Raw genomic sequence first — 10,850 nt, 5'->3', positions numbered from 1 at the left:
TTTCTCTTTCCCCATTTTTCAAACCGACCGCTTTCATGACCCATCGACGCCTTCTCCTGTCCGTTCTCCTGGCGGCCTTGCTGCCGATCGCCGCCACGGCCCAGACCGCCCCGGCGCCCGACCTGAGCCCCGAGCAGCCCGGTCGCCCGCGCGCGCAGAAGATCGACGAGGCCGTGCGGCTCGCGAAGGACTTCAAGTTCCTGAAAGAAGGCGTGCTCGTCGTGGGCACCACCACCGGCCGGCTGCCGTTCGCGGCCTACGCGACCGACACCAAGACGCCCGTGGGCAACGCGCCTGACATCGCGCAGCTCGTGGCCGACAGCCTGGGGCGCAAGCTGGAGCTGGTGTCCACCGCCTGGGCCGACTGGCCGCTGGGCCTGCAGTCGGGCAAGTTCGACGTGGTGGTGTCCAACGTGACCGTCACCGAGGAGCGCAAGGAGAAGTTCGACTTCTCGACCTACCGCAATGACCAGCTGGGCATCTACGTGAAGTCGGACAGCAAGCTCGGCGCCATCAAGGAGCCCAAGGACATCGCGGGCCTGAAGCTCATCGTGACGGCCAGCACGAACCAGGAGCAGATCCTGCTGCGCTGGAACAAGCAGAACCTCGCTGCCGGCCTCAAGCCCATCGAGATCCAGTACTACGACGACGATGTGGTGCAGCGCCTGGCCATCCAGTCGGGCCGCGCCGACGCGTACGTGGGCCCCAACGCCATCGCGGCCTACGAGGCGCGCGACGGCAAGACCCGGCTCGCGGGCCTGGTGTCGGGCGGCTGGCCGCTCAACGCCGAGATCGCCGTCACCTCGCGCAAGGGCTCGGGCATTGCCGAGGCCGTGACGCTGGCGCTGAACACGCAGATCAGGAACGGCAACTACGGCAAGGCGCTGTCGCGCTGGAACCTGGCATCCGAGGCCATCGAGGTGGCGCGCACCAACCCGCCCGGCCTGCCGAAGAACTGAGGGAGGGGACCATGTCGCTCAAGAAGACACTGGGGGCGCTGGCCGCCCTCGGGCTGATGGCGTTCGCGCCGGCGCACGCCGCCGACACCTTCGACTTCAGCCCCGAGCAGAAGGGCCGCCTGCACACCGGCAAGGACGCAGAGGCCGTCAACGCCATTCCGCCGAGCTTCAAGTTCGTGAAGGAGGGCGTGCTGACCATCGCCATCGCGCCGTTCGCGCCGCCGATCTCCACCTACGCCACCGACGCGAAGACGGTGGTGGGCTTCGACCCCGACTTTGCCCACCTCATCGCCGAGGCGCTGGGCCTGAAGCTGGAGCTGCGGCCCGTCGCCTGGGCCGACTGGCCGCTGGGCCTGAGCTCGGGCAAGTACGACGCCGTGATCTCCAACGTGGGCGTGACCGAGCAGCGCAAGGAGAAGTTCGACTTCTCGACCTACCGGCTCGGGCTGCACGGCTTCTACGTGCGCACCGACAGCGCCATCCAGTCGATCCGCGAGCCGAAAGACGTGGCGGGCCTGAAACTCACGACCGGCGCCGGTACCAACCAGGAACGCATCCTGCTCGAATGGGACCGGCAGAACGTGGCCGCGGGCCTGAAGCCGGTGTCGATCCAGTACTACGACGACGATGTGACGCGCTGGCTGGCGGTGACGACGAAGCGCGTCGATGCCAACTTCAACCCCAACGCACCGCAGGCCTACGAGGCCGCGAAGAACGGGCAGCTGCGGCTGGCCGGCACGGTGAACGCGGGCTGGCCGCTGAAGTCGGACGTGGCCGTGGCCACGCGCAAGGGCAGCGGCCTGGCGGTGGCGCTGAGCACCGCGGCCAACAACCTGATCCGCAACGGCACCTACGCCAAGGCGCTCGCGCGCTGGCGCCTGGCCGAAGAGGCGCTGCCGAAATCGGAGGTCAACCCGCCGGGGTTGCCGAAGTTCTGACCCTGCGAGCGACACGACCATGACCATCCACCACATCGGTTTCCTCACGCCCGGCAACTACGACGAGGCCGACCCGCACGCCGGCCTCGAAGCCGCGCTGCGGCTCTTTGAATTCGGCGAGCGGCGCGGCTTCGACAGCGCCTGGGTGCGCCAGCGCCACCTGGAGCGTGCCGTGTCGTCGGCGCCGACCTTCCTGGCCGCCGCCACGCAGCGCACGCGCCGCATCGAACTCGGCGCGGCCGTGATCCAGATGGGCTACGAAAACCCGTTCCGGCTCGCCGAAGATCTGGCCACGGTCGACGTGCTCTCGCGCGGACGCCTGCAGGTGGGCCTGAGCGCGGGCGCGCCGCCGCACGGTGCCTTGCTGGGCGGGCGCTTCCAGGACGCGCCGCCGGCCACGGTCGACTTCACGCACAAGCGCGTGGCGCGGCTGCGCGCCAACCTCGAAGACGTGCTGCTGGGCGACGAGGACACGGTGGTCGAATCGGCCGGCGGGCGCGTGCGTCCGCGCGTGCAGCCCTATGCGCCCGGCCTGGTCGGGCGGCTCTGGTACGGCGGCGGGTCGCTGCGCTCGGCCGAATGGGCGGGGCGCAACGGCTTTCACCTGCTGCTGGGCAACGTGCTCACGGGCGAGACCACCGATGACTTCCTCGAGGCGCAGACCGGCCTGGTCGAGCGCTACCGCGCCAGCGAAGTGCCGGGCGCGCGGCGCGGGCGGATCGCGCTGGGCCGCGTGATCGTGCCGCTGGACGGCGCCGATGCCGCCACGCGGCGGCGCTACCGTGCCTTCGCCGCGGGCCGCGTCGAACGCACGCTGTCGCCGCAGGGCGAGCGCCGCACGCTGTTCGCCGGTGACCTCGTGGGCAGTGCCGACGAGATCCTGGAGCGCCTGCACCGCGACCCCGTGCTGCCGCTCGTGAGCGAGCTGCGCGTGGAGCTGCCCTACAACTTCGACAGCGAGGCCTACGAGCAGATCCTGGACGACCTGGCGGTGCGCATCGCGCCCGAACTGGGCTGGCGCGTGCGCGCCGAGCTGCCACATGAAGCGGTCGCTCTGGCTTGAGCCTCAGACGCTTTGCGCATGCGCTTATCGCAAACGCTTCGTTGGTGATCGCGGGTGGCCTGCCTAGAGTTCGCTCTGATCTGTTTCTGATGTCTTCCATTCAACACAAGGAGTCCCGCATGTCGATCTTCAGCAGATGGTGGCGCGCCGCGTCCCTCGCCACGCTGACCTTCCTGGCCACCGCACCGTCGGCCTTCGCGCAGGCCTCGGCCGACGGCAGCGGTCCGCTGGTCTCCACCGACTGGCTCGAGAAGAACCTGCGCAACCCGAAGTTGCGCGTGATCGAGGTCAGCGTGAACCCGGGCCTGTACGAGCGCGGCCACATTCCGGGCGCGGTGAATTTCTCGTGGCACAACGACCTCAACGACCGCGTGCGCCGCGACATCGTGAGCCAGGCGGAGTTCGAGAAGCTGCTGTCGGCGGCCGGTGTCGACAAGGACACCACCGTGATCCTCTACGGCGACACCAACAACTGGTTCGCCGCCTGGGGCGCCTGGGTGTTCGACCAGTACGGCGTGCAGAACGTGAAGCTGCTCGACGGCGGGCGCAAGAAGTGGGAGGCCGAGAACCGCGTGCTCGACAACCGCGCGCCCGAGCATGTCGCCACGCGCTTCAAGGTGACGCAGCCCAACCCGCAGCTGCGCGCGCGGCTGGCCGACGTGCTGGCCGTGGCCGAGGGCCGCTCCGACGCGAAGCTGGTCGACATCCGCTCGGCCGACGAGTACAGCGGCAAGATCTTCGCGCCGGCCGGCGCCGCCGAACTGGCGGTGCGCGCGGGCCACGTGCCCGGCGCGGCCAACGTGCCCTGGGGCCGCGCGGTGAACGAAGACGGCACCTTCAAGTCGGCCGCCGAGCTGAAGGCGATCTACGCGGCCGTGGGCATCGACGGCAGCAAGCCGGCCATCACCTACTGCCGCATCGGCGAACGCTCGAGCCACACCTGGTTCGCGCTGCACAAGATCCTGGGCTACAAGAACGTGCGCAACTACGACGGCTCGTGGACCGAGTACGGCAACGCCGTCGGCGTGCCGGTCAACAACCCGGCGGGCACGGTGTGGGCGTCCAAATGATTGAGTTGAGGTGAGATGAGTTCGAGGTGAGTCGGCGTTGGAGGGACCTCGCGGCCTCTCTGATGAGCGACATTGGGCGAGCCCTCGGGCTCGCTTTTTTTTGGACCCAAAAAAGAGGGACCGAGGCATGTCTGCTTCGTCAATCCATGCGGCGCCTGCGCCGCTTTCTCGCACAGGCCTAGCCGCTGCGGTCGTGGTGTTGCTGCTGGTCGGCGCCGGCGTGCACCTGCTGGGCGAGCGCAGCGGCGGCCGTGCGCTAGCGTTCGCGCTCGGGTTGGGCGCGGTGCTCGGCGTGGTGCTGCAGCGCTCGCGCTTCTGCTTCTATTGCCATGCGCGCGACTACTTCGAAGGCGGCGACGCACGCGGCCTGCTGGCCATCGTGGCCGCGCTGGCGGTCGGCACCGTGGGCATGCACGTCGTCATGACGGGCTGGCTGCCCGTGCCGCAGCCGGGGCGATTGCCGCCCGATGCGCACATCGGGCCGGTCAGCGGCGCCCTGGTGCTCGCGGGGCTGGCCTTCGGCGCGGGCATGGTGGTGTCGGGCTCTTGCATCAGCGCGCACTGGTACCGGCTGGGCGAAGGCTCGCCGACTGCGCCCTTTGCGCTGCTCGGCGCTGGCGCGGGATTCCTGTTGGGGTTCGCCAGCTGGAACTGGCTCTACAGCGCCACCATCGCCACCGCGCCCATCGTGTGGCTGCCGCATCACCTGGGCTATGCGGGCTCGGCCGCGTTGCAGCTGGCGGTGCTCGCAGCGCTCGCGGCCTGGCTCTGGCGAAAGCTGCCGGCGGGTGAGGCTGCCTTGCCCACGCCGCGCCGCTTCATCGACGCCGCGCGCCGGCTGCTGCATGGGCGCTGGCCGTATGCGTGGGGCGGCCTCGCGGTCGGCGCGATCGCCGTGGTCGTGGTGCTGCGGCTGCGTCCCCTTGGCGTCACCGCCGCGTTGGGCAGCGCCGCGCGTGACTTCGGCAACGCGCACGGCCTGCTGCCGCAGCGCCTGGACGGGCTCGACGGTTTCGGCGGCTGCGTCACGGCGGTGGTCGAAAGCCTCTGGCAGACGCCCAACGCGCTGCTGGTCGGCGGCCTGGTGGCCGGCGCGTTGGCTGCGGCGCTCGCGAGCGGGCAGTTCAAACCCGCGTGGCCGAGCGTGGCGCAGGTGGTGCGCGGCCTCAGCGGCGGCGTGCTGCTGGGGTGGGGCGCGATGACCGGGCTGGGTTGCACGGTGGGCAACCTGCTGTCGGGCACGATGGCCGGTGCTCTGTCGGGGTGGGTGTTCGGCGCGAGCGTGCTGCTGGCGGTGTGGGGCGGGCTGCGATTGAAGCGTCTCGCCGTAAGGGCGTGATCGCCGTTCATCGCCGCGCGGCAGACACCGCATTTCCATATGCGGAGTCCTTCTTTCGGAGCGGCGTGGGGCAGGGCACAGTCCCTCACGCACAGGCACAGGACGACGCGGCCCCGCGCGGTCGTCCGCCTGTCTTCTCTTCCAAAGAACACCCGAGGGATTCCATGCTCCGACCACTCCTGACCGCGGCCCTGCTGGCCGCCGGCCTGCTGCAGGCGCCTGTTGCCGCCGCCGAAACCGTGCGCTGGGCGCGCAGCGCCGACCCCGCCACGCTCGACCCGCATGCGGTCAACACCGGCACCAACTTCGGGCTGCTGCACCAGATCTACGAACCGCTGATCCTGCGCGGCGCCGACAGCAAGTTGCAGCCCGCGCTGGCCACCTCGTGGAAGCTCACGGCCGACCCGACGGTGTGGGAGTTCAAGCTGCGTCCCGGCGTCAAGTTCCATGACGGCGCGCTGCTCACGGCCGACGACGTGGTGTTCTCGCTGCAGCGCGCGCAGGCGCCGAGCTCGGCGCTGAAGTCGCTGCTGTCGTCGGTGGCCGAGGTGAAGAAGGTCGATCCGCTCACGGTGCAGGTCAGGACCAAGGGCCCGAACCTGATCTTCCCGAACAACCTCACGAACCTTTTCATCCTCAACGAGGCCTGGGCCAAGGCGAACAAGGCCGAGCAGTCGCAGGACGTGGCCAGCAAGACCGAGAACTTCGCCACCCGCAACGAGAACGGCACCGGCCCGTACGTGCTGGCCTCGCGCGAGGTCGATGCGCGCACGGTGCTCAAGCAGTTTCCGCAGTACTGGGGCCGCGGCCAGTTTCCGCTGGACGTGACCGAGCTGGTCTACGTGCCGATCAAGTCGCCGGCCCCCCGCGCGGGCGCGGCCCACGCGGGGGGCCGCGCTGCTGTCGGGCGAAGTCGATTTCGTGCAGGACCTGCCGGCGCAGGACGTGGGCCGGCTCAAAGCCGACAAGCGCCTGCGCGTGACCGAAGGGCCCGAGAACCGCTCGATCTTCCTGGGCCTGAACGTGGGCGCGAAGGAGCTCAAGTACGCCGACGTGAAGGGCAAAAACCCGCTGGCCGACCCGAAGGTGCGCGAGGCCATCGGCCTGGCGATCGACCGCGACGCGATCAAGGCGGCGGTGATGCGCGGGCTGTCGACCCCCTCGGGCATCATCGCGCCGCCGTTCGTGCACGGCTACGAGAAGGGCTTCGCGGCCTACCCGAAGGCCAACGCCGCGCAGGCGAAGAAACTGCTGGCCGAGGCCGGCTACCCGAACGGCTTTGCGATCACGCTGCACACGCCGAACGACCGCTACGTGAACGACGAGGCCATCAGCACGGCGGTGTCGGGCTTCCTCGGGCGCATCGGCATCAAGACCACGGTGGCGGCGCGTCCGATCGCGCTGCACAGCACCGCCATCAACTCGGCCGACACCGATTTCTACCTGTTCGGCTGGGGCGTGCCGACCTACGACTCGGCCTACATCTTCGACTATCTGGTGCACACGCGCGGCAAGGACGGCCGCGGCCCGACCAACGCCACCGGCTACAGCAACGCCGAGGTCGACGCGCAGATCGCGTCGCTGGCCGCCGAGAGCGACAAGGCGAAACGCGACGCCACCATCAAAAGCATCTGGCAGACGGTGCAGAAGGAGCGCATCTACATCGCGCTGCATGACCAGGTGCTCAACTTCGCCTCGACCCCGAAGCTGGACATTCCCGTCAGCCCCGACGGCAGCGTGTTCTTCAAGAATGTGAAGGTGGCGAAGCCCTAAGCACACACACGCACGCACACCATGTGGGTTCATCTCTTGCGCCGGCTCGGCCAGTCCGTGCTGGTGCTGCTGGCGGTGTCGTTCGTGTCCTTCCTGGTGTTCCGCCACATCGGTGACCCGACCATCAGCCTGCTCGGCGAAGACGCCACGCTGGAAGAACGCGCCGCGCTGACGGCCGAGCTGGGCTTCGACCGCCCGGTGCCGGTGCAGTACCTGCGCTACGTGGGCCACGCGCTGCAGGGTGACCTGGGTGTGTCGTACCGGCTCAAGCGGCCGGTGGTCGAGCTCATCGCCGAGCGGCTGCCGGCCACGCTGGAGCTGGCGCTGGTGGCGGCCGTGCTGGCGGTGGCAGGCGGCGTGGCGCTGGGCGTGTACACCGCGATCCGGCGCGACAGCGTGGCCAGCCGCGCGGTCATGGCGGTGTCGCTGGTCGGCGTGTCGCTGCCCACCTTCCTGATCGGCATCGGGCTCATCTACCTGTTCGCGGTCGAGCTGCGCTGGCTGCCGTCGTTCGGGCGCGGCGACACGGTGCAGTTGGGCGGCTGGAGCACCGGGCTGCTCACGGCCTCGGGCTGGGCCTCGCTGCTGATGCCCGCGCTGACGCTGGGCCTGTACAAGCTGACGCTGATCATGCGGCTGGTGCGCGCCGAGATGCTGGAGGTGCTGCGCGCCGACTACATCCGCTTCGGCCGCGCGCGCGGGCTGCGCGAGCGCGACCTGAACTACGGCCACGCGCTGCGCAACACGCTGATCCCGGTCATCACCATCACCGGGCTGCAGATCGGCTCGCTGGTCGCCTTTGCCATCGTCACCGAGACGGTGTTCCAGTGGCCGGGCGTGGGCCTGCTGTTCATCACCTCGATCCAGGGGGTGGACGTGCCGGTGGTGGCGGCCTACCTGCTGCTGATCGCGCTGCTGTACGTGGCGATCAATTTCATCGTTGACCTGCTGTACGTGCTGGTCGATCCGCGCCTGCGACGCGCCTGACTCCTTTCTTGCTTTTCCGAATGACGTTTCCTTCCCCGACCGGCGCCCCCGCGCCGCGCCGCTGGCGCAACGCCGAGTCGCCCGTGCTGCGCGCGTTTGCACGCTCGCGTACCGTGCAGCTGGCCGCCTTCGTGCTGCTGCTGGTTGCCCTGGCCTCGCTGTTCGCGCCGTGGATCGCGCGGCAAGACCCCTTCGATCCGGCGGTGCTCGACCTGATCGACGCCTTCACGCCGCCGGGGCAGCAGGGCGCCTCGGGCGCCTTCTATCCGTTGGGCGCCGACGACCAGGGGCGCGACGTGTTCTCGGCCATCCTCTACGGGCTGCGCATGTCGCTGCTCGTGGGCGTGAGCGCGGTCGGGTTGTCGCTGGCCATCGGCGTGCCGCTCGGGCTGGCGGCCGGCTATGCGGGCGGCTGGTTCGACACGCTGGTGATGCGCGTGGCCGATGTGCAGCTGACCTTTCCGGTGCTGCTGGTGGCGCTGCTGATCTTCGGCATCGCACGCGGCTTGCTGCCCGCGGGCTACCGCGACGACATGGCGGTGTACGTGATCGTGGCGGCCATCGGCCTGTCGGAGTGGGTGCAGTACGCGCGCACGGTGCGCGGCGCGGTGATGCTCGAAAAGCACAAGGACTACGTGGCCGCCGCGCAGATCATCGGCCGCTCGCACACCGGCATATTGGTGCGGCACATCCTGCCGAACCTGCTGGCGCCGGTGCTCGTGATTGCCACCATCAGCTTCGCGCTGGCCATCGTGGCGGAGTCGACGCTGTCGTACCTGGGCGTGGGCCTGCCGCCCACGCAGCCGTCGCTGGGCACGCTGATCCGCATCGGGCAGGGCTTCCTGTTCTCGGGCGAGTGGTGGATCCTGCTGTTTCCGGCGCTGGTGCTGCTGGCGCTGGCGCTGTCGGTCAACCTGGCGGGCGACTGGCTGCGCGACGCCTTGAACCCGAGGCTGCAATGAGCGCGCGCGACCCCTCGCCATCGCCCCGCGGCGAAACGCCCGTGCTGCGCGTGCGCGGGCTCGACGTGGCCTTCGACACGCACCGGGGCACGGTGCAGGTGCTCGATGGCGTCTCCTTCGAGATCGCGCCGGGAGAAATCCTGGGCGTGGTCGGCGAGTCGGGCGCGGGCAAGTCGATGGTCGGCGCGGCCGTCATCGGGCTGGTGCCGCCGCCGGGGCGTATCGCGGGCGGCACGGTCGAGCTGCACGGCGAACGCATCGACACGCTGCGCGGCGAGGACATGCGCCGCGTGCGCGGGCGCCGCATCGGCAGCGTGTTCCAGGACCCGCTGACCAGCCTGAACCCGGTCTACCCGATCGGCCGGCACCTCATCGAAACCATCCGCACGCACCTGCCCGTGAGCGAGCAGGAGGCACGCCGGCGCGCGCTGGCGCTGCTGGCCGACGTGGAGATTCCCGATCCCGAAAGCCGCATCGACCAGTACCCGCACCAGTTCTCGGGCGGCATGCGCCAGCGCGTGGCGATTGCGCTCGCGCTGTGCGCCGAGCCGCAGCTGCTGATTGCCGACGAGCCCACCACCGCGCTCGACGTGTCGGTGCAGGCGCAGGTGATCCGCGTGTTCCGGCGCGTCTGCCGTGAGCGTGGCACGGCGGCGATGCTCATCACGCACGACATGGGCGTGATCGCCGAGGCGGCCGACCGCGTGATGGTGATGTACCAGGGCCGCGTGCTCGAGACCGGTCCGGTGCGCCAGGTGCTCGACCGCCCGCGCGAGCCGTACACGCGGGCGTTGATGGCCGCGATTCCTTCGGTGCACGACAGGCTGCATCGGCTGCCGGTGCCGGAGATCGGCGCGGACATCGCCGAGGCCGCCGCGTTGCCGCCCGCGCAGGCCGAGACCGTGGCGCCGCCGGCCGACGGCACTCCGCTGATCCGCGTGCAGGGCCTGTCGCGCGCGTTCGATCTCTCGGCCGGCTGGCTCGTGCGTACGCTCGCGCGCCAGCCGAAGAAGGTGCTGCACGCGGTCGACGGTGTGAGCTTCGACATCGCGCGCGGCCGCACCTTCGGGCTGGTCGGCGAATCGGGTTCGGGCAAGTCGACCGTGGCGCGCATGATCGCCGGCCTCACGCGGCCCACGGCCGGCAGCGTGCATTTCGACGGCATCGACCGCTGGGGCGACGCCGCGCAGACGGCCGCGCTGCGCCGGCGCTTCCAGATGATCTTCCAGGACCCGCATGCCAGCCTCAACCCGCGCTGGCGCGTGGACCGGCTCATCGCCGAGCCGGTCGAGGTGCTGGGCCTGGCGGCCAGTGCCGACGAAACCGCCGAGCGCGTCGCCCAGGCGCTGCGCCGCGTGCGCATGTCGCCCGACGACGGGCGGCGTTACCCGCACCAGTTCTCGGGCGGCCAGCGCCAGCGCATCGCCATCGCGCGGGCCTTGGCCAGCCAGCCCGAGTTCATCGTCTGCGACGAACCGACCTCGTCGCTCGACGTCTCGGTACAGGCCCAGGTGCTGAACCTCATGCGCGACCTGCAGGACGAGTTCGGTCTGACCTACCTGCTGATCAGCCACAACCTCGCGGTGATCCGCCACATGTGCGACGACGTAGGCGTGATGCAGCGCGGGCGGCTGGTGGAGCAGGGCAGCGCGGGCGAGGTGCTCGATGCGCCGAAGCACGCCTACACGCAGGCGCTGATGGCAGCGATTCCCGACATGCGGCATGCACCAGCCGTGGCCGTGCTCGCCACGGCCTGAAG

Annotated in this window: 9 protein-coding genes and 1 pseudogene; all 10 read left to right on the top strand. The window is 70.0% G+C overall.

What is annotated here, in order from left to right; all coding sequences use genetic code 11:
- Positions 1-35 precede the first annotated feature (35 nt).
- The 10 genes and pseudogenes from AC07YS_RS00715 (at position 36) to AC07YS_RS00670 (ending at position 10,848) form a co-directional block, all read left to right on the top strand.
- Positions 36-959, top strand: a complete 924-nt coding sequence (locus AC07YS_RS00715) for an ABC transporter substrate-binding protein (protein ID WP_492735405.1) — start codon at positions 36-38, stop codon at positions 957-959.
- Positions 960-970: 11 nt separating this feature from the next.
- Positions 971-1,897, top strand: a complete 927-nt coding sequence (locus AC07YS_RS00710) for an ABC transporter substrate-binding protein (RefSeq protein ID WP_495267208.1) — start codon at positions 971-973, stop codon at positions 1,895-1,897.
- 19 nt (positions 1,898-1,916) lie between these two features.
- A complete protein-coding gene (locus tag AC07YS_RS00705) occupies positions 1,917-2,960 on the top strand; it encodes an LLM class flavin-dependent oxidoreductase (RefSeq protein ID WP_495267207.1) in 1,044 nt (347 codons plus the stop codon).
- A 119-nt stretch (positions 2,961-3,079) separates the two neighbouring features.
- Entirely contained in the window at positions 3,080-4,030 is a 951-nt protein-coding gene (locus AC07YS_RS00700; RefSeq protein WP_062472823.1) for a sulfurtransferase, read from the top strand.
- 127 nt (positions 4,031-4,157) lie between these two features.
- A complete protein-coding gene (locus AC07YS_RS00695) occupies positions 4,158-5,369 on the top strand; it encodes a YeeE/YedE family protein (RefSeq protein WP_495267206.1) in 1,212 nt (403 codons plus the stop codon).
- A 164-nt stretch (positions 5,370-5,533) separates the two neighbouring features.
- Positions 5,534-6,199 (top strand): annotated as a pseudogene (locus AC07YS_RS00690) (ABC transporter substrate-binding protein); the annotation flags it as partial.
- A 91-nt stretch (positions 6,200-6,290) separates the two neighbouring features.
- Positions 6,291-7,142, top strand: a complete 852-nt coding sequence (locus AC07YS_RS00685) for an ABC transporter substrate-binding protein (RefSeq protein WP_495275699.1) — start codon at positions 6,291-6,293, stop codon at positions 7,140-7,142.
- Positions 7,143-7,163: 21 nt separating this feature from the next.
- Positions 7,164-8,129 carry an ABC transporter permease gene (locus AC07YS_RS00680; RefSeq protein ID WP_070060589.1) on the top strand — a complete coding sequence of 322 codons (966 nt, stop codon included), beginning with the start codon at positions 7,164-7,166 and terminating at the stop codon, positions 8,127-8,129.
- Between the two features lie 20 nt (positions 8,130-8,149).
- Entirely contained in the window at positions 8,150-9,091 is a 942-nt protein-coding gene (locus tag AC07YS_RS00675) for an ABC transporter permease (protein WP_495267204.1), read from the top strand.
- On the top strand, positions 9,088-10,848 hold the full coding sequence (locus AC07YS_RS00670) for a dipeptide ABC transporter ATP-binding protein (protein ID WP_495267203.1): 1,761 nt from the start codon (positions 9,088-9,090) through the stop codon (positions 10,846-10,848). Before AC07YS_RS00675 ends, AC07YS_RS00670 begins: the two co-directional genes overlap by 4 nt.
- The last annotated feature ends 2 nt before the right edge of the window (positions 10,849-10,850 follow it).

This window comes from Variovorax sp. GW458-11-26-14-LB1 (genome assembly GCF_059423965.1).
The sequence above is the reverse complement of the archived record's forward strand: the minus strand, read 5'-3'. Positions and strand labels throughout refer to the sequence as shown.

What these genes read in the sequence shown, in the direction of transcription:
- AC07YS_RS00700 (WP_062472823.1), top strand. Translation starts at nt 3,080, where the DNA reads ATGTCGATCTTCAGCAGATGGTGGCGCGCCGCGTCCCTCGCCACGCTG.
- AC07YS_RS00710 (WP_495267208.1), top strand. Translation starts at nt 971, where the DNA reads ATGTCGCTCAAGAAGACACTGGGGGCGCTGGCCGCCCTCGGGCTGATG.
- AC07YS_RS00680 (WP_070060589.1), top strand. Translation starts at nt 7,164, where the DNA reads ATGTGGGTTCATCTCTTGCGCCGGCTCGGCCAGTCCGTGCTGGTGCTG.
- AC07YS_RS00705 (WP_495267207.1), top strand. Translation starts at nt 1,917, where the DNA reads ATGACCATCCACCACATCGGTTTCCTCACGCCCGGCAACTACGACGAG.
- AC07YS_RS00695 (WP_495267206.1), top strand. Translation starts at nt 4,158, where the DNA reads ATGTCTGCTTCGTCAATCCATGCGGCGCCTGCGCCGCTTTCTCGCACA.
- AC07YS_RS00715 (WP_492735405.1), top strand. Translation starts at nt 36, where the DNA reads ATGACCCATCGACGCCTTCTCCTGTCCGTTCTCCTGGCGGCCTTGCTG.
- AC07YS_RS00675 (WP_495267204.1), top strand. Translation starts at nt 8,150, where the DNA reads ATGACGTTTCCTTCCCCGACCGGCGCCCCCGCGCCGCGCCGCTGGCGC.
- AC07YS_RS00670 (WP_495267203.1), top strand. Translation starts at nt 9,088, where the DNA reads ATGAGCGCGCGCGACCCCTCGCCATCGCCCCGCGGCGAAACGCCCGTG.